General features: G+C 71.2%; 16 protein-coding genes. 9 read left to right on the top strand and 7 right to left on the bottom strand.

What is annotated here, in order from left to right:
* Positions 1–18 precede the first annotated feature (18 nt).
* Genes EIL87_RS07435 through EIL87_RS07425 form a run of 3 tightly spaced genes read right to left on the bottom strand, consistent with a single transcriptional unit; the run spans position 19 to position 2,834 of the window.
* Positions 19–885 (bottom strand): glycine betaine ABC transporter substrate-binding protein, encoded by an 867-nt coding sequence (locus EIL87_RS07435; RefSeq protein WP_325049418.1) that lies wholly within the window; start codon positions 883–885, stop codon positions 19–21.
* Between the two features lie 55 nt (positions 886–940).
* Positions 941–1,822: an ABC transporter permease gene (locus tag EIL87_RS07430; RefSeq protein WP_125089436.1), complete on the bottom strand. Its 882-nt coding sequence runs from the start codon at positions 1,820–1,822 to the stop codon at positions 941–943.
* A 1-nt stretch (position 1,823) separates the two neighbouring features.
* Positions 1,824–2,834, bottom strand: coding sequence for a quaternary amine ABC transporter ATP-binding protein (locus EIL87_RS07425; protein ID WP_125089757.1), 1,011 nt, complete (start codon positions 2,832–2,834; stop codon positions 1,824–1,826).
* Between the two features lie 345 nt (positions 2,835–3,179).
* Here EIL87_RS07425 and mshC point away from each other — a divergent pair, with 345 nt between their 5' ends.
* Complete coding sequence (gene mshC / locus EIL87_RS07420; protein ID WP_125089435.1) at positions 3,180–4,418, top strand: cysteine--1-D-myo-inosityl 2-amino-2-deoxy-alpha-D-glucopyranoside ligase; 1,239 nt, start codon at positions 3,180–3,182, stop codon at positions 4,416–4,418.
* A 159-nt stretch (positions 4,419–4,577) separates the two neighbouring features.
* On the opposite strand, the gene EIL87_RS07415 is transcribed toward mshC, so the two are convergent.
* The gene (locus tag EIL87_RS07415) at positions 4,578–5,477 is read right to left on the bottom strand and encodes a PAC2 family protein (protein WP_125089434.1); all 900 of its coding nucleotides are present in this window, start codon (positions 5,475–5,477) and stop codon (positions 4,578–4,580) included.
* A gap of 117 nt (positions 5,478–5,594) precedes the next feature.
* Here EIL87_RS07415 and EIL87_RS07410 point away from each other — a divergent pair, with 117 nt between their 5' ends.
* The 6 genes from EIL87_RS07410 to EIL87_RS07385 all read left to right on the top strand — a co-directional run bounded on the left by EIL87_RS07410 (position 5,595) and on the right by EIL87_RS07385 (position 12,190).
* Positions 5,595–7,934, top strand: coding sequence for a lysylphosphatidylglycerol synthase transmembrane domain-containing protein (locus tag EIL87_RS07410; RefSeq protein ID WP_125089433.1), 2,340 nt, complete (start codon positions 5,595–5,597; stop codon positions 7,932–7,934).
* 344 nt (positions 7,935–8,278) lie between these two features.
* A complete protein-coding gene (locus EIL87_RS07405) occupies positions 8,279–8,950 on the top strand; it encodes an HAD family hydrolase (protein ID WP_267898832.1) in 672 nt (223 codons plus the stop codon).
* Positions 8,947–9,885, top strand: coding sequence for a homoserine dehydrogenase (locus EIL87_RS07400; RefSeq protein WP_125089432.1), 939 nt, complete (start codon positions 8,947–8,949; stop codon positions 9,883–9,885). Before EIL87_RS07405 ends, EIL87_RS07400 begins: the two co-directional genes overlap by 4 nt.
* Before the next feature lie 74 nt (positions 9,886–9,959).
* On the top strand, positions 9,960–10,223 hold the full coding sequence (locus EIL87_RS07395; protein ID WP_125089431.1) for a phosphoribosyl-ATP diphosphatase: 264 nt from the start codon (positions 9,960–9,962) through the stop codon (positions 10,221–10,223).
* Between the two features lie 31 nt (positions 10,224–10,254).
* Positions 10,255–11,103, top strand: a complete 849-nt coding sequence (gene hisG / locus EIL87_RS07390; RefSeq protein WP_125089430.1) for an ATP phosphoribosyltransferase — start codon at positions 10,255–10,257, stop codon at positions 11,101–11,103.
* A gap of 241 nt (positions 11,104–11,344) precedes the next feature.
* Positions 11,345–12,190 carry a VOC family protein gene (locus EIL87_RS07385; protein WP_125089429.1) on the top strand — a complete coding sequence of 282 codons (846 nt, stop codon included), beginning with the start codon at positions 11,345–11,347 and terminating at the stop codon, positions 12,188–12,190.
* Between the two features lie 144 nt (positions 12,191–12,334).
* Here EIL87_RS07385 and EIL87_RS07380 read toward each other — a convergent pair whose 3' ends face one another.
* Positions 12,335–13,222 carry a RecB family exonuclease gene (locus EIL87_RS07380; protein ID WP_125089428.1) on the bottom strand — a complete coding sequence of 296 codons (888 nt, stop codon included), beginning with the start codon at positions 13,220–13,222 and terminating at the stop codon, positions 12,335–12,337.
* A 120-nt stretch (positions 13,223–13,342) separates the two neighbouring features.
* On the opposite strand from EIL87_RS07380, the gene EIL87_RS07375 reads away from it, so the two are divergent.
* Both EIL87_RS07375 and EIL87_RS07370 read left to right on the top strand, forming a co-directional pair.
* The gene (locus tag EIL87_RS07375; RefSeq protein WP_125089427.1) at positions 13,343–14,482 is read left to right on the top strand and encodes a site-2 protease family protein; all 1,140 of its coding nucleotides are present in this window, start codon (positions 13,343–13,345) and stop codon (positions 14,480–14,482) included.
* 20 nt (positions 14,483–14,502) lie between these two features.
* Positions 14,503–15,390: a tRNA (adenine-N1)-methyltransferase gene (locus EIL87_RS07370; RefSeq protein WP_125089426.1), complete on the top strand. Its 888-nt coding sequence runs from the start codon at positions 14,503–14,505 to the stop codon at positions 15,388–15,390.
* 519 nt (positions 15,391–15,909) lie between these two features.
* Here EIL87_RS07370 and EIL87_RS07365 read toward each other — a convergent pair.
* Together EIL87_RS07365 and EIL87_RS07360 are read right to left on the bottom strand one after the other, a co-directional pair.
* Positions 15,910–16,635 carry a hypothetical protein gene (locus EIL87_RS07365; RefSeq protein ID WP_125089425.1) on the bottom strand — a complete coding sequence of 242 codons (726 nt, stop codon included), beginning with the start codon at positions 16,633–16,635 and terminating at the stop codon, positions 15,910–15,912.
* A 42-nt stretch (positions 16,636–16,677) separates the two neighbouring features.
* Complete coding sequence (locus tag EIL87_RS07360; protein ID WP_125089424.1) at positions 16,678–17,346, bottom strand: Rv0361 family membrane protein; 669 nt, start codon at positions 17,344–17,346, stop codon at positions 16,678–16,680.
* Between the last annotated feature and the right edge of the window lie 37 nt (positions 17,347–17,383).

Here is a 17,383-nt window from a genome sequence, read left to right as displayed (position 1 = left end):
CAGCTCCTGTCCCTCCTCTCAGCCTGCGAAGGAGTTGATGACGTTCGGGTTGGCGTCGGCCCACTTCTTGGCCGCCGCCTGCTCCTGGCCCTTGGGCGCGCTGTTGATCTCGTTCTCCAGGCTCGCCAGCTGCTGGTCGTTGAGCTTGAAGCGCTTGACCATCTCGGTGACCTCGGGGAAGTCCTGGCTGAACCCCTGGCGGCCGACGGCGTGGATCTGCTCCGCGGTCCCCATCGCGCCCATCGGGTCCTGCAGGTCCTTGATCGGGAACCGCGCGTAGGCCCAGTGCGGGTGCCACAGGGTCACCACGATCGGTCGCTGCTCGTCGGTGGCCTTCTGCAGCGCCGCGAGCATCGCGGTCGTCGAGGAGGTCTGCAGCTGGTACTCGTTCTGCAGCCCGTAGGCGGGGATCGCCTTGTCCTTGGTGGTCCGGCTCAGGCCCGCGCCGGGGTCGATGCCGGTGATGACCCCGCCGAACTCGGCCCCGCGCCCCCGCAGGTCGGCGATCGAGTTCACGTCGGTCATGTAGTTGGGCACCGCGATGTTCAGCGTGGCCTGGTCGTACCAGACGCCCAGGTCCTCCAGCTGGGGTCCGTACTGCTTCCAGTAGTCCTCGTGGGTGGCCGGCAGCCAGGCGTCCAGGAACAGGTCCGGGTTGCCCTGGGCGAGACCGGCGTAGATCGGTCCGGCCTCGAGCTCGGTGATGTTGACCTGGTAGCCCCGCCGCTCCAGCAGCTCCTTGTAGAGGTAGGTGACGGCGATGTCCTCGTCCCAGGCGATGTAGCCGATGTTGATCTGCTTGGCTTCCTGGCCGGTCTGCTGCTCCCGGCCGCCGCAACCGGCGGCGACCACGATCAGCGCGGCGAGCACGGCCAGAACAGCCACCAGTCGCCTCGATCTCGTGCGCACCATGACAACCTGCCTTTCCTCGGCGACCGGGTCACCCGGTCTTCGCCGCTCTGCGCTCCGCCCGCGCGACCGGCGAGCGGTCCGACAGCACCGCGGTGATCCGGTCCAGGTAGACCGCGAGGATCACCACCGCCAGCCCGGCTTCGAAGCCCTGGCCGAGCTGGACCCGGGTCACCGCCTCGTAGATGTTGGTTCCGAGCCCCGGTGCGCCGACCATGCCGGCGATGACCACCATCGACAGCGACAGCATGATCACCTGGTTGATGCCGGCCATGATCGACGGCATGGCCAGCGGCAGCTGGATGCCGGTGAGGATCTGGCGGGTCGGAGCGCCGAACGCCTCGCCGGCCTCGACCACCTCGGTGTCGACCTGCCGGATGCCCAGCTCGGTCAGCCGCACCCCGGGCGGCAGCGAGAAGATCACCGTGGCCACCACGCCGGGCACCACGCCGATGTTGAAGAAGACGATGACCGGGACCAGGTAGACGAACGCAGGCAAGGTCTGCATCAGGTCCAGCACCGGCCGCACGACGTTGCTGACGTGCCGGTTGCGGGCGGCCAGCACGCCCAGGGGGATGCCGATGAGCACCGCAAGCACGCTGGAGACCAGCACCAGGCTCAGCGTCTCCATGGCCGGGTCGAACTCGTCGATGCTGACCACCAGGCCGAAGCCGATGAGGCTGAACAGGGCGAACCGCCAGCTGCGCAGCCACAGCGCCAGCGCGGTGAACACCAGCACCATCACCAGGGGCGGCAGCCAGGTCAGCGCGAAGCTCAGCGCCGCCACCGCCGAGGTGACCACCAGGTCGATGAAGTCGAACACCGGTCCGATGTTGTCGTTGAGCCACTCCACCGCGGTGCTGAACCAGTCACCGACCGGCACCCGCGGGAGCTGGAACTGGGTCGCGACCATCTCAGGCCTCCTCGAACTCGGCCTGGTGGCTCAGCGCGGTGAACACCGCCTGCGGCGTCACCACCCCGATCACCTTCCCGTCCTCGCCGACCACGGGCACCGCTCCGCTCCCGCCGATGCGGGCGAAGAGCTCCCGCAGCGGCGTGGTCGCCTCGACCGGTTCGGCGCCGTCCGGGGCCGGGACGCTGGGGTCGGCGATCGCCCCGGCGGTGAGCACCCTGCTGCGATCGACGTCCTGCACGAACCGGGCCACGTAGTCGTCGGCGGGTTCGCGCAGGATCTGCTCGGCATCGCCGATCTGCACGATCCGGCCCGCCCGCATCACCGCGATCCGGTCGCCGAGCCGCATCGCCTCGTTGAGGTCGTGCGTGATGAACACGATCGTCTTGCCGAGCTTCGCGTTGAGCTCCAGCAGCTGGTCCTGCATCTCGCGCTTGATCAGCGGGTCCAGCGCGCTGAAGGCCTCGTCCATCAGCAGCACGTCGGTGTGCGCGGCCAGCGCTCGGGCGAGCCCGACGCGCTGGCGCATGCCGCCCGACAGCTGCGCCGGGTAGCGCTGCTCCCAGCCCTCGAGGCCGACCATGCTCAGTGCCTCGCGGGCCCGCTCGGCGATCTCGTCCTTGCCCATGCCGCGGATCTTGAGCCCGTAGCCCACGTTGTCGAGCACCGTGCGGTGCGGGAACAGCGCGAAGTGCTGGAAGACCATGCTCATCTTCTGCTGGCGCATGGTGCGCAGGTCGCGGGCCGACATCGTGGTGATGTCGGTGCCGTCGACGTGGACGTGCCCGGAGGTGGGCGTGAGCAAGCCGTTGAGCATCCGGATGAGCGTCGACTTGCCCGAACCGGACAGGCCCATCACCACGAAGGTCTCGCCCTCGGCGACCGAGAAGGAGACGTCCACGACCGCAGGGGTCGCGCCTTCGGCCACGAGGTCGGCCGGGTCGGCGCCCTGTTCGAGACGCCGGACCTCCTCGGCCGGTTGCGGCCCGAAAACCTTGTAAAGCCGTTCCACGCGTACCGAAACCACGAACGCCTCCAGCCGGCGCGGCGAGGATCGTCGATCCCGCAGTTGTCGCGGTGTTCCCGCGATGTGCCCTTGTGGCTAGTGCGACCCGTTGACCTGGGATTCAGGGCTCTCCTGAAGGGATAATCCCACTTCTCGACGCGGTGCGGAGTCCGGCGGCGAAAGGAGTTCTAGAACGGGTGCAGTGCGCCTGGCGGGACTGGGGGAGACAAGGGGGAAGAAGGCGTTTCGCATTTCCACGCGCAGTTCTGGACCAGGGCGCTCCCAGCATGTGATACGGACGATGGTCCACACGGCGGCACCGGGTCGACGCGGGAGTTTAAGGTCGGATGCATGCAACCCTGGTCATCGGTCTCCGTCCCCAAGGTGGAAGGCACTCCACGTCCACTCCAGCTGTTCGACACCTCCGCCGGTGAGATCAGGCCCACCGAACCCGGGCCGGAAGCGAAGATGTACGTCTGCGGCATCACCCCGTACGACGCGACCCACCTCGGTCACGCCGCGACCTACCTGGCGTTCGACCTGATCCACCGGGTGTGGCTGGACAACGGTCATCAGGTCCACTACGTGCAGAACGTGACCGACATCGACGACCCGCTGCTGGAGCGGGCGGATCGGGATGGCGAAGACTGGGTCGTCCTCGCGATGCGCGAGACGGCGCTGTTCCGCGAGGACATGGAGGCGCTGCGGGTGCTGCCGCCCGCCGACTTCATCGGCGCCGTGGAGTCCATCCCGGAGATCGTCGAGGCCGTCGGCAAGCTGCTGGCCTCCGGTGCCGCCTACCGGGCCGACGACCCCGAGCACCCCGACATCTACTTCCGGCACCAGGCCACCGGCCGGTTCGGCTCCGAGTCGAACTACGACGAAGCCACCATGAACACCTTCTTCGCCGAGCGCGGCGGAGACCCGGACCGCGCGGGCAAGGAGCACCCGCTGGACGCGCTGCTCTGGCGGATGGCACGGCAGGGCGAACCGTCCTGGGAGTCCGAGCTCGGCGCCGGGCGCCCCGGGTGGCACCTGGAGTGTTCGGTGATCGCGCTCAACCGCCTCGGCCTCGGCTTCGACGTGCAGGGCGGCGGCTCGGACCTGATCTTCCCGCACCACGAGTTCAGCGCCGCGCACGCCGAAGCGCTCTCCGGCGACTTCCCGTTCGCCCAGCACTACGTGCACTCCGGCATGATCGGGCTCGACGGCGAGAAGATGTCGAAGTCGCGCGGGAACCTGGTGTTCGTCTCGCGGCTGCGCGGCGACCGGGTGGACCCGATGGCGATCCGGCTGGCACTGCTCGACGGCCACTACCGGGAGGACCGCTCGTGGACCGCGGACGCGCTGACCGCGGGCACGGCCCGGTTGGCGCGCTGGCGGGAGGCCGTCGCGCTGAACTCCGGCCCGTCGGCCGCGGAGGCGATCGCGGAGTTGCGCGAGGCGCTGTCGAACGACCTGGACACCGCAGGCGCGTTGCGCGCCGTCGACGCGTGGGTGGAGTCGGCGCTGATCTCCGGCGGCGACGACCAGGGCTCGCCCGGGGCGGTCCGCGCGGCGGTCGACGCGCTGCTCGGCGTCGAGCTCTGAGAAGTGCCACCGGGAGGGTGGTCGGGGGCCCGGCCACCCTCCTCCCGCGTGTGGCCCCGTGGAACCGGCTCGGTTCCGCTCCTGGAGCGAGTGGCCGACTTCCGGCGGCGGCTCAGCTCCAGCGGCCCGCGACCGGGGTCGCGGCCACCTCGCGGGTGATCAGCCGGGGCCGGGGCCCAGCGGGCCCTTGCCTCCCGGGCCTCGGCGGCGCAGGTAGCGCTCGAACTCCGCTGCGATGGCGTCGCCGCTGGCCTCGGTCAGCCGGACCTCCGCGTCGCCGCGCTCCTCGAGGGCGCGGACGTAGTTGCGCACGTCCTCGTCCTCCTCGGCCATCTCGCTGACCGTCTCCTCCCACTCCTCGGCCTGGTCCGGCAGGTTGCCCAGCGGGACCTCGACGTCCAAGGCCTCCTCGACGCGGTGCAGCAGCGCCAGCGTCGCCTTCGGCGAGGGCGGCTGCGAGACGTAGTGCGGCACCGCTGCCCAGAAGGAGATCGCGGGGATGCCGGCCTGCACGCAGGCGTCCTGGAAGATCCCCACGATGCCGGTGGGGCCCTCGTAGCGGGTGCGCTCCAGGCCGAAGGTCTCCGCCGAGTCGGAGTCGTAGGCCGTGCCGCTGACCGGGACCGGGCGGGTGTGCGGCGCGTCGGCCAGCAGCGCACCCAGCGTCACCACCGTGCGCGCGCCCAGCTTCTCGATCCAGTCGACCAGCTCGGCCGAGAACGCACGCCACCGCATGTTCGGCTCGATGCCGTGCACCAGGATCACGTCGTGGTCGGCCCCCGGCGGGCGGCACACGGTCAACCGCGTGGTCGGCCAGGTGACCTGGCGGGTGATGCCGTCGACGAGCTTGACCGTCGGACGGGTGACCTGGAAGTCGTAGTACGGGTCCGGGTCGATCTCGCCGAGGGGCTCGGCGTCCCAGATGAGCTGCAGGTGTTCGATCGCGGAGCTCGCTGCGTCCCCTGCGTCGTTCCACCCTTCGAACGCGCAGACCACGATCGGGTCCGTCAACCGCGGCAGGTCGGCGTTCGTTTCAGGCGTCTGTTCGCGATCGGTCACTGCGCAAGCCTATCGCTTGGTGGGGAGCGCGTCGCTCGGCTGACGCCGGGGTCGGTTTGACGGCTCCGCCGGAGCGTCCGAGGCTGGGCTGACCAGTCTGTACGGGGCAGGGGGCCTGTGGAGCAGAGCCGGGCGGAACCGAGCGGAGGAACGGGGATCTCCCCGCGTTCCCGGCTGCGGTTGTCCATCGGTCGGCATCCCGGTGACCTGGGAAAACTGGGTGTGGTCGCCGGGTTGCTGGTGCTGAGCGCCCTGCTGGCGCTGGTCCCGACGAACCCGGTCGAGATCGCTGTTCACCAACAGCTGATCGCGTTCCCGGGTGTCGCCGACCCCTTCTGGGTGGCCCTGACCTGGCTCGGCTCCTGGGCGGGCATCGCCGGCGTGGTCCTGCTGACCCTCTACCTGGGCTGGATCCGCGTCGCGCTGCTCTGCGGCGGTGCGGGGGCGGTGACCTGGTGCGTCGCACTGCTCATGCACCAGTTGCTCGGCAGGCCGGACGGGTACCCGTTCCCGGCCGACGAGGTGGCGCTGGTGGCCGTGCTGGTCGTCGTCGCCGCCCCGTACTTCGGGCGTGTCGCTCGCTACCTGGGCTGGGCCCTGGTGCTGCTGACCGGTGTGGCGGTCGTGCACCTCGACCTGCACCTGCCGCTGGGCGCCGTGGGCGGCGCGCTGCTCGGGTGGGGCGTCGGGCTGCTGACCCACCTGGTGTGGGGTGCCCCGGGCCGGAAGGTCTCGGAGTTGATCATCTTCGACGAGCTGGAGCAGGCCGGGCTCGCGCCGGTGTCGATCACCGCGCTGCGGCACCGGCTGCTGCAGCCGCGCGAGCTGGCCGTGACGACCGCCGACGGATCACCGCTGCGGGTCAAGGTCGTGCGCAGGCTCAGCCGCCGCGCGGGCGGCTGGTACAAGCTCAAGCGCCTGCTGATGATGCTCGACGTGCAGGACGAGCCGAGCTTGTCCACCCCGCACCACGAGGTCGAGCACGAGGCCTACGCCGCCCTGCTCGCCGCCCGCGCGGGTGTGCGCACGCCGGAGGTCGTGCTCGCCTGCGACGTCACCTACGCGCCTGCGGTGCTGGTGGTGCGCGAGGTGCCCGGCAGGCGGCTCACCGAACTGGCCCCGGAGGAGGTCGACGACGCGCTGCTGGCGGGCGTGTGGGAGCAGGTGGCGCTGCTGGCCCAAGCCCGCATCGCCCACCACGACCTGCGCGCGAAGAACATCCTCGTCGACGACCAGGGACGACCGTGGGTGCTGTCGTTCACCTTCAGCCACCCCGGTGCCGACGAGGCCCGCTGCGCCCAGGACCTCGCCGAAGCGCTGGTGTCGATGGCCGCGCTCGTCGGCGTCGAACGGGCCGTGAGCACCGCGATCGCCGCGCTGCCCGTCGACTCGCTGGGGGCCGCGCTGAACAGCCTCGTCCCGCTGTCGCTGCCGCGCCGCATCCGCACGCAGGCCCAGCGGGGCCGGTACTTCCTGGCCGAGCTCCGCGAGACCCTCGCCGACCGGCTGAGCCTGCCGATCCCCGGTTTCCGGTCGCCCGTGCGCCCCACCACGGTGATCGGCCTCGTGCTCATCGGTGCAGCCGTCTACCTGCTGATCCCGGAGCTGGCCAACACGCGCGACGTGATCGGGGCGCTGCGGGGCGCCCACTGGGGCTGGATGTTCCTGGCGGTGGTGACCGGGTTCGCCGGGGTGCTGCTGTCGTCGATCTCGGTGCAGGGCTCCAGCCGGATCCCGCTGCCGTTCTGGCGCACCCTGCAGGTCCAGATCGCCGCCGCCTTCACCGGGCGCACCACGCCCGGCGGCGCCGGGTTCTTCGGCATCAACGTCGTCTTCCTCGAACGGCTCGGGCTGCGGCGGCCGCTGGCGGTCGGGGTGACGCTGCTCAACCAGGCCGGCACCGGGGCGGTGGCGTTCGTGGTGGCCGTCGTCGGCGTGTTCGCGGTCGGGCTGTCGGGCACGTTCAGCAACCTGACGCTGCCCGGGTGGCAGCTCGTCGTCGCCTCGATCGGAGTGGTGCTGGTCGGGGTGCTGGTGCTGTTCTCACCCCCGGGCAGGCGACGGCTGCTGCCCTCGGTGCAGGAGGTCAGCCGGGACATGCTCGACACCCTGCGGCACCCCGTCCGGTCGCTGCAGCTGATCGGTGGTGCGCTGGGCTACCTGGTGGTCTCCGGGATCGGGATGGCCGCGTCGCTGGCCGCGCTGTACCCGCTGGACTTCTCCTGGACCGCGGTGACCATCGTGTTCGTCGTGGGCAACACCCTCGGTCACCTCGTGCCCTCGCCCGGCGGTCTCGGCGCGGTCGAGGCCGTGCTGCTCGCCGGCCTCGGCGCGATGGGCATCCCGCCCACCGAAGCGATCGCCGCCGTGCTGCTCTCGCGCCTGCTCACCTACTGGCTCCCGGTCCTCCCCGGCATCCTCATGTTCCGCTACCTCCAACACCACCAGGTCATCTAGCACGCGTGCGCGGCGAGCGGCGGCAGCCGCGTCTTCAGGTGTGCGGCCCAACTCGCACCGCGCGAGACCCGGGTGGCGAGCGGCAGAGCCGACTCACCTCGCACCGCCGCAGGTTCTGAGCGGCTTCGTGGCGAGTACGCCGCGACGCCGTGCACTGGCTGGCGCACCTCAGGAGTGGCGCACGGAGCCACGGAGCCGTTCAGGTCCTGCCACCCGCACCGCCACGCAAGACACGGGGCTGAACCTGGCTGACGAGGTGTCGCGCACGTTGTGTGGGAATCGATGCAGACGGTGGTGTGTACTGGAGGGCGGTCCTCCCCCTCTCATCGAAACGGAGTGTTCGCGTGGCTCAGCCCGCAGCTGTGCTGTTCGACATGGACGGCACGCTCGTCGATTCCGAGAAGCTCTGGACCATCGCGCTCGACGACTACGCAGCGCACCGCGGCGGCAGCCTCTCGCAGCGGACACGCGAGGACATGGTCGGCTCCAACATGACCCGCAGCATGCGCCTGCTGCTGGTCGACCTCGGCCTGCCCGACGGCAACTCCGAGATCGCCGCGGCCGCGAGCTGGGTCGCGCGCCGGATGACGCAGCTGTTCGCCGAGGGCCTGCCGTGGCGGCCGGGCGCCCAGGAGGCCCTGCGCAGCGCCAACGAGCTGGGGCTGCGCACCGCGCTGGTGACCTCCACGATCCGGCCGTTGACCGACCTGGCGCTGGACACGCTGGGGCACGACTCCTTCGACGTCACGGTGTGCGGCGACGAGGTCGACGGCCGGAACAAGCCCGACCCGGAGCCCTACCTCAAGGCCGCCCGCCTGCTCGAGGTGGACCCGGCCGACTGCGTGGCCATCGAGGACTCGCCCACCGGCGTCGCCTCCGCCGAGGCGGCCGGTTGCGCGGTGCTGGCGGTCCCGTGCGAGGTGCCGCTGGAGCCCGGGCCGCTGCGCACGCTGCGCGACTCGCTGGCCGAAGTCGACTTCGCCGCGCTCGGCGACCTGTTCACCCGCGCGGCGTGACCCCGGTCCCGATCGTCCTGGCCGGCCACGGGCCGGTCGGCCGCGCCTACGCGGAGCTGGTCACCGAGCGCGGTCGCCGGCACGGCGTGGACCTGCGCGTGGTGGCCGTCCGCGGCCGGGACCGGCAGCGCGAGGCGGGGGAGTGGGGACCGCTCACCGACCTGCCCGAGCTGCTCGAGCGCACGGGTGCGCAGGTGTTCGCCCAGGCCGTCCCGTCCGACGGCGACGACCGCGCGGCGCGGGAGGCGCTGCAGGCGCTCGACGCGGGTGCCCACGTGGTCACCGCGACCAAGTCGCACCTGCTCACCCACTGGGACCAGCTGGCGCAGACCGCTGCGGCCGCGGGTCGGTCGGTGCGCCTGTCCGGAGCCACGGGCGCCGCGATGCCCGCCGGCGACCTCGCCCGGTCGGTGCTGCGCGGCTTCGACGTCGCCGAGGTCGTGGGCTGCGTGAACGGCACCGCGACCTTCGTCCTCGACCGCCTCGCCGAGGGCACCGACCTGGACACCGCGGTCGCCGAAGCGCAGCGGGCGGGCATCGCCGAGGCGGACCCGAGCAACGACCTCTCCGGCGCCGACGCGGCGACCAAGTTCCGCCTGCTCAGCGCCCTGCTGTGGGGCTGGGGCCCGGCGCGGACCCGGGTCGAGACCGAGCCCATCAGCCGACTGCCCGACGTTCCCGCAGGTCATCGGCTCCGCCAGGTCGCGCGGGCGGTGCGGGACGAGCCCGGTGTCGTGCAGGTGGCGCTGTCGGCCGAACCGGAGTCCTCGGTGCTGGGCGCGCTGCGCGGGCCGGAGAAGGCGGTCCGCTACGACTGCGGTGAAGCCGGGCAGGTGGCGGTCTCCGGTGGGCGCTCCAGCCCGCACGGCGCCGCGCTGGCGATGGTGAAGGACACGCTCGGCGCGGTCCTGGAAGCCACCACCGGCTTCGGCTGATCGGCCGTGATCCGGCCCGCACACGGACGGGTCCGGTGTGAACCCGTTCAGGACGGATGCAAGGATCGAGAGCTGTGAAGACCTTCGACGAGTTGTTCGCCGAGCTGCAGGAACGTGCCCGGACCCGCCCAGAGGGGTCCTCGACGGTGGCCGCGCTCGACGCCGGTGTGCACGCCCAGGGCAAGAAGGTCCTGGAGGAGGCCGGTGAGGTGTGGCTGGCCGCCGAGCACGAGTCCGACGAGGAACTCGCGGAGGAGATCTCGCAGCTGCTCTACCGGCTGCAGGTCGTCATGCTGGGGCGTGGACTGTCCCCAGAGGACGTCTACCGCTACCTGTAGATCACCACCGAGGACGAGGAGAACAGGTTCCATGCTGCGCGTCGCAGTGCCCAACAAGGGCACGCTTGCCGGTCCCGCTTCTGAGATGCTCGCGGAAGCCGGGTACCGGCAGCGCCATGAGCAGCGGGACCTGACCGTGATCGACAACGCCAACGAGGTGGAGTTCTTCTTCCTCCGACCCAAGGACATCTCGATCTACGTCGGCTCCGGAGAGCTCGACCTCGGCCTGACCGGCCGCGACCTGGCGCTGGACTCCGGTGCCCCGGTCGACGAGCGGCTCGCGCTGGGCTTCGGCGGCTCCACCTTCCGCTACGCCGCTCCCGCCAGCGCCGGCGAGTGGACCGTGGCCGACCTGCAGGGCAAGCGGATCGCCACCTCCTACCCGCGGCTGGTCTCCGACGACCTGGCCCGCTACGGCGTGACCGCCGAGGTCATCCGGCTCGACGGCGCGGTGGAGATCTCCATCCAGCTCGGGGTCGCCGACGCCATCGCCGACGTCGTCGGCTCCGGGCGCACGCTGCGCCAGCACGGCCTGGTGGCCTTCGCCGACCCGATCTGCAAGTCCGAGGCCGTGGTCATCGAGCGTCGCGACTCCGACCACGAGCAGGCCAAGAGCCAGCTGATCGCGCGGCTGCAGGGCGTCGTGTTCGCCCAGCAGTACGTGATGCTGGACTACAACTGCCCCAAGGACCTGCTCGACGACGCCACGAAGATGACCCCGGGCCTGGAGTCGCCGACGATGTCGCCGCTGGCCGACGAGCGCTGGGTCGCGGTGCGCGCCATGGTGTCCCGCAAGGACGCCCCGGCGATCATGGACCGCCTCGCCTCCGTGGGCGCCAAGGCGATCCTGTCCTCGGACATCCGCGCCTGCCGCCTCTGACCGACCGTTCCGCGACGAGCACCGCCCGGGGCACGGGCGGTGCTCGTCGCCTGCTGCGGCAGAAGCCGCTTCGGACTGCTCCATTCGGGCGGAACCGAGGTGCCTTCCGTGTGCGCCCCTCCCGCGCTGGAGGAGGCTGGAACGCGGTGAGCACGAGATCGGCCGGTGCGTCCCCGACTGTCGTACCCGAGGCGTACCTTCGGTGAGACGATCTTGGACGACGCCGATGGGGGTGGCAGCAATGGCAGTTGTGGTCCCGGGGAAAACGCCGCCGCAGTGGCAGCTCTACGCGGGCATGCCCTGTTGGATCGAGCTGATCACCACGAACCTCGACAAGGCCTGCGAGTTCTACGCGAACCTCTTCGACTGGGAGTACGAGCGGCACTCCGACCCGGCTTCCGGGGAGCACGTGATCGCGCTGCGCGAGGGGTTCCCGGTGGCGAGCCTGCGCGCGGCCTCCGGTGACCAGTCCGCGTGGCGCCTCTACCTGGCCGCCGCCGACTGCGCCGAGAAGGTTGCCGAGGCCGAGTCGCACGGCGCGGTGCGGACCGTGCCGATGAACAGCGTCCCGAAGATCGGCCGCAAGGCCGTGCTGGTCGGGCCCTCGGACGCCGAGTTCGGGCTGCTCGAACCGGAGGAGTCCTGGCAGTTCGACGTCGGGCTGCCGGGCACGCTGATGTGGGCCGAGCTGGTCACCATCAAGGCGCAGACCGCCGACAACTTCTTCCAGGAGCTGTTCGGCTACACCGCCGAGCAGTTCGGGACGGAGCACCGGTCCGACTACTCCGTCTGGTACCTCGGCGAGGAGTCGGTGCTGGCGCGGGTCAGCATGCTCCGCGACTTCATCACCGAGTCGACCCACCCGCACTGGCTGCTGTACCTCGGCGTCGACGCCGAGATCGGCACCGACGAGCTCGTGCGCACCGCCATCGCCAACGGCGGGCGGGTGCGGGTCGACCCCTACGACTCCAGCATCGGGCGAATGGCCGTGCTGCGGGACCCGACCGGCGCGCGGTTCGCGGTCATCGACCAGACGCAGGCGGGCGAGTACGGCACGGCCGCCAACTACGACCCGTACGAGGACTGAGCCGGGCCGCGGAGGTCCCGCTCAGGACCCTGAGCGGGACAGGTCCGCCGCCGCGGGTTCCCGGGTTCGAGAACCCGCGGCGACGCCCGGTGTTCAGGTACCGCACCTCGTGCGGCGCTCGGTCCGCCACGCGGGCGGGGACTTTCAGTCCGTGCGGTCCAGCAAGGACTCCTCGCCGGTGGCCAGCGCTTCGGGCCAGCCCGGGTAGGGCGGCGGGGTGCCGCCGAAGGACGGGCAGAGGGCTTTGTGGTCGCAGAAGTCGCAGAGCTTGCTGGGACTGGGCCGGAAGTCCCCGGTCTTGCCCGCGCGCAGGATCGCCTGCCAGATCGCTTCCAAGGTGCGCTCGAAGCGGCGCAGCTCCTCCTCGTCGGGGGAGTAGGCGAGCTTCTGCTTGTTGGCCAAGTACATCAGCAGCAGCTGGCGCGGGATCTCGCCCCGCAAGCGCCACAGCACCAAGGCGTAGAACTTCATCTGGAACATCGCCTTGGCCTCGCCGATCTCGCCGGGAGCCCTGCCGGTCTTGTAGTCCACCAAGCGGACCTCGCCGGTCGGCGCGACGTCGACCCGGTCGATGAACCCGCGCAGCAGCACGCCGGACGGCAGTTCCGTCTCGACCCGCAGCTCGCACGCCTCCGGCTGCAGCCGCTGCGGGTCCTCCATCTCGAAGTAGGCGTCCAGCAAGCTGCTCGCCGAGGACAGCCACTTCTCCAGCTCCGGGTCGCTCGGGCCGTCGAAGAGCTCGCCCAGCTCGGGCTGTTCGGCGAGGATCTCCTCCCACGCCGGGGTCAGCATCTCGCCGGCCGTGGACCGGTCGCGCTGCTCGGTCGGCAGCGCGTAGAGCCGCTCCAGCACCGCGTGCACGACGGTGCCGCGCACCTGCGCCCGCGTGGGCTTCTCCGGGATCCGGTCGATCGCGCGGAAGCGGTACAGCAGCGGGCACTGCTTGAAGTCGCCGGCCCGCGACGGCGAGAGCGCTGGACGCCGACGGGTCGTCTCCTCCGGCTTCACCGGCTCCTGCGCGATCTCGGTCATGGGCACTGACCCTAACGAAGGCCACCGACACCAGATCACCCCACGTCAGGTGGTGAGCGGATCAGTGGAGCGCGGGCGGGCATCACACCCTCCTCACCTGAGGCGGATTACTCTTCGGCCATGCCGCCGACCGCCTCATCGCCGACCCGGCCCAAGCTCGACGACGGCGGGCTCCTGCTGTGCCGCGTGGCCGGGGTACCGGTCCTGCTGTCCACCTCGTGGTGGCTCGGCGCCGCGCTCATCGTGCTGCTCTACACCCCGCTGGTCGGCCGGATCCTGCCCGGAGCCGGGGTCTGGGAGAGCGCGGTGCTGGCCGCGGTGTTCACCGTGCTGCTGGCGATCTCGGTGCTGCTGCACGAACTCGGCCACTGCATCGTGGCGCTGCGGATGGGCCTGCCGGTGCGGCGCGTGCGGCTGTTCCTGCTGGGCGGGCTGTCCGAGATCTCCCGCACACCCCCGAAGCCGGTGCAGGAAGGCCTGATCGCCGCGGCCGGGCCGGCGGTGTCGCTGGTGCTGGCCGGTGCGACCGGGCTCGCCTGGTACGCGATGGCGCCCGGCGGAGCGATCTGGCTGCTGGTCGCCCAAACCTGCGTGGCCAACCTCGCGGTCGGCGTGTTCAACCTGCTCCCGGGCCTGCCGCTGGACGGCGGGCGGATGCTGCGGGCCCTGCTGTGGCGGATCACCGGACGCCGCGTCGCGGGCACCACGGCCGGTGTGGCGGGCGCGGGTGCGGTCGCCTTCGCGCTGCTGGCCTACGCGCTGGCCGGGCTCTACAGCGGAGCCGACGACCAGTGGCTGCGGCTCGGCGTGTGCCTGCTGATGGCCTGGTTCGTCATCGCCGGAGCCCGCGCCGAGCACCGGGCGGAGCAGCGCCGCCGGTGGCCCAGCGGTCTGGACCTCGCCGACTTGGTGCGGCCGGTCCTGCAGCTGCCGGCAGAGAGCCCGGTCGGGGACGCGCTGATGGCCGCCGCCGGGCGCGGCGTGGTGCTGGTGCGCGCCGACGGCATCGCGGTCGGCCTGCTGGACCAGACCGCGGCCGAGCGGCTGGCCACCCACGCGCCGCACGAACCGGCCGAGCGCGCCGCCGAGCCCGTCGACCCGGACACGATCCTGCTGGACAGCGAGTCGCCGGACGCCGTGCTCGAGCGCGTCCAGTCCGTCCTCGCCTGGCAGTTCCTGGTCATCGACGAGGAGGGCAGGCCCAGCGGAGTGCTGCGCCGCGAGGACCTCCGCTCGGCACTGCGCTCCCGCCCGGGGTGAAGGCCCCGCCCTCTGCGACGATGGTTCGCCGTGCATCGAGCACGTCAGGCGAGCGTGGAGAAGGTAGGCAGCAGTTGAGCAGCACCGTCAGCGGTGAGTTCCAACCCGGCGACCGGGTCCAGTTGACCGACCCCAAGGGGCGCAAGTACACGGTCGTGCTGGAGAAGGGAGGGGAGTACCACACCCACCGCGGCGCTCTCGCCCACGACGACCTGATCGGGCAGCCGGAGGGCTCGGTGGTCACCTCCGCGGGCGGCACCTCCTTCCTGGCGCTGCGCCCGCTGCTGGCCGACTACGTGCTGTCGATGCCGCGCGGAGCCCAGGTCATCTACCCCAAGGACGCCGCCCAGATCCTCATGTGGGGCGACATCCGGCCCGGCGCGAAGGTGCTGGAGGCCGGTGCCGGTTCCGGCGCGCTGAGCTGCTCGCTGCTGCGCGCGGTCGGCCCGGAGGGCAGCGTCACCTCCTACGAGGTGCGCGAGGACCACCACCAGCACGCCGAGCGCAACGTGAAGCGCTTCTTCGGCGAGATCCCGGAGAACTGGGACCTGCGGCTCGGCGACCTGCTGGAGTACGACGGCGAGCCCGTCGACCGGATCGTGCTGGACATGCTGGCGCCCTGGGACGTCCTGGACCTGGTCAAGGAGAAGCTCAACCCGGGCGGCGTGCTGATCGTCTACGTGGCCACCACGACCCAGCTGTCGCGGGTCACCGAGGCGGTTCGCGAGCAGCAGAACTGGACCGAGCCGCAGGCGTGGGAGACGCTGCTGCGGCCGTGGCACGTGGTCGGCATGGCCGTGCGCCCGGAGCACCGCATGGTCGCCCACACGGCCTTCCTGCTCACCACCCGCCGCCTCGCCGACGGCGTCACCCCGCCCCGGGTCCAGCGCCGTCCCAGCAAGGGCTGACCACGAGGCGGAACGGGCCCGCACCGGCATCCGGTGCGGGCCCGTTCTCGTTCCGCCGGCCGGAGAGCTGTGCTCACCCTGGCCGCGCGAGCACGCCCCTGCGGCCTGCTCGCCCAGAACACCCTGGTTCAGTGCTCCGACGCGGAGGTCCCCTCTCCACGGGCACATCCGGGAAGTCAGCACTGGCGATCGCAGCGCAGGTGTTGACGACGACGGGCCCGAGGACGTACCCCATGTCGGCCAAGTAGGACTGACGCTCCGCGGCCGTGGCAGCGGCGGGCGCTGCCCTCACCAGCGTCAGCGCTGTGACCGAAGCCGTTGTGCCTGACATGGCCACGAGTCGCTTCGCGATCTTCCGCAGGTCTGTCCTCGTGTCGAACGGACGAACGAGTGAACGCTAGCGGTTCGAAGTCGTGGCCCGTGACCGTGCGAGCAGGTCCGGCGAGATCACGCCAGCTCCACGAACAGCGTCGTGGACACCTCGCACGTGCTCGCCCGGAAGGCCTCAGCCCGGTGCCGTCAGCAGAGCTTCCACTCGCCGTCCTCGACGATCAGGTCGTTGGTCTCGTTGATCGGGACGTCCTGGTCCATGCGCTGGCCCATGACGTCCATGTGGAGCGACATGGTGCCGTTGAAGTGCGCGGTGGCGGTGTTGTCGCCGTTGTCGGTCACCTCGCCGAGGGTGAACTTCACCTCGAGGCTCTCGACCATCTTCTGGATCTCGGCCTTCGGAACGCCCATGCTCTCCAGCTCGTCGAACTGGGAGCCCTTGCCCTCCATCATGTCGACCATGTCCTGGACCTTGGTGCTCGCCCGGTCGCAGGTGATGCTCTGCACGCCGGCGAAGTCCTTGGCGTTCATCATGTCCACTGCCTGCTGCGCCACCGGTCGGGGATCGCCGGGGCCGCCGGTGAAGGCGACGACGAGGGCGATGATCGCGCCGAGGACGACCAGGCCGCCGACTCCCCCGAGGATCCAGGGCAGCGGGGACTTCTTCTTCGGCGGCGGGCCGTACCCGCCGTAGGGGTTCGGGAAGGGCTGCTGCGGGTAGCCCGCCTGCGGCTGCTGCGGGTAGCCGGGCTGCGGGTACTGCTGGCCGCCGGTGGGCGGCTGCGCGCCGCCGGGCTGCGGGTACGGCTGACCGCCGCTCGGCGGGAACGGCCCGCCGGGCTGCTGCGGGTGCTGACCACCGGGCTGCTGCCCCCATCCGCCCTGGCCGGGCGGCTGCTGCGGTGGGTACGTCACTGGATGTCCCCCTGCTTCTCTTCTCTTGTGAACGCGCCCCGGCTACTGCCCGAGGTCGCAGACCTTCCACTCGCCTTTCTCGACGACGAGGCCCATCGTCTGGTCCACCGGCTGTGACGCCCCGCCGGCCTCGTAGGTTCCGCTGAGCTCCGCCGAGGCCTTGTCGCCGGTGCGGGTGACGTCACCGAGATCGACGTCGAACTTCCACTGGCTGAGCTGGGCCATCGCGGCGTCCAGCTGGGTCCTGTTGGCCTCGCAGAACAGTTCCCCGACGGTGCCGAAGTCCCCCGCGTTGACCTTGGCCACGACCTCCTGGGCCACCGGGCGCGGCTCGCCCGGTCCGCTGCCGACCCAGGTGTAGACGCCGACACCGGCGCCGACCAGCACCAGCACGGCCGCGACGACCCCCACGACCAGCGGCAGCTTCGACTTCTGCGGAGCCGGTGGCTCGACGTCGCCGAAGCCCTCGGGCTCCCTCAGCCACGACCCGGGGCCGTGCTCGCTGCCCCACTGCGGCGGCAGCGGCTGACCCGGCTGCGGCTGACCCGGCTGCGGTTGGCCGGGTCGTCCCTGCTCCCGGCCTTGCTGGCCCCACCCGGTGTGCTGGTTGCCGTACCAGTTGGGCTGCTGCTGCTGAGGAGAGGTGTGTCCGTTCCCCGCGGGCTGCTGCCCCCACCCGCCTTGACCAGGCTGCTGCGGCGGATAGGTCATGGACTCCTCCCAGGAGTGTTCACGCGGCGGCGACGCC

The sequence above is a fragment of the Saccharopolyspora rhizosphaerae genome (assembly GCF_003931915.1).
Lineage (GTDB): Bacteria > Actinomycetota > Actinomycetes > Mycobacteriales > Pseudonocardiaceae > Saccharopolyspora > Saccharopolyspora rhizosphaerae.
Note: the sequence above shows the minus strand (reverse complement) of the source record. Positions and strands in the feature narration are given on the sequence as shown.

What these genes read in the sequence shown, in the direction of transcription:
- hisG (WP_125089430.1), top strand. Translation starts at nt 10,255, where the DNA reads ATGCTGCGCGTCGCAGTGCCCAACAAGGGCACGCTTGCCGGTCCCGCT.
- mshC (WP_125089435.1), top strand. Translation starts at nt 3,180, where the DNA reads ATGCAACCCTGGTCATCGGTCTCCGTCCCCAAGGTGGAAGGCACTCCA.
- EIL87_RS07380 (WP_125089428.1), bottom strand. Translation starts at nt 13,222, where the DNA reads ATGACCGAGATCGCGCAGGAGCCGGTGAAGCCGGAGGAGACGACCCGT.
- EIL87_RS07430 (WP_125089436.1), bottom strand. Translation starts at nt 1,822, where the DNA reads ATGGTCGCGACCCAGTTCCAGCTCCCGCGGGTGCCGGTCGGTGACTGG.
- EIL87_RS07360 (WP_125089424.1), bottom strand. Translation starts at nt 17,346, where the DNA reads ATGACCTATCCGCCGCAGCAGCCTGGTCAAGGCGGGTGGGGGCAGCAG.
- EIL87_RS07385 (WP_125089429.1), top strand. Translation starts at nt 11,345, where the DNA reads ATGGCAGTTGTGGTCCCGGGGAAAACGCCGCCGCAGTGGCAGCTCTAC.
- EIL87_RS07375 (WP_125089427.1), top strand. Translation starts at nt 13,343, where the DNA reads ATGCCGCCGACCGCCTCATCGCCGACCCGGCCCAAGCTCGACGACGGC.
- EIL87_RS07370 (WP_125089426.1), top strand. Translation starts at nt 14,503, where the DNA reads ATGGTTCGCCGTGCATCGAGCACGTCAGGCGAGCGTGGAGAAGGTAGG.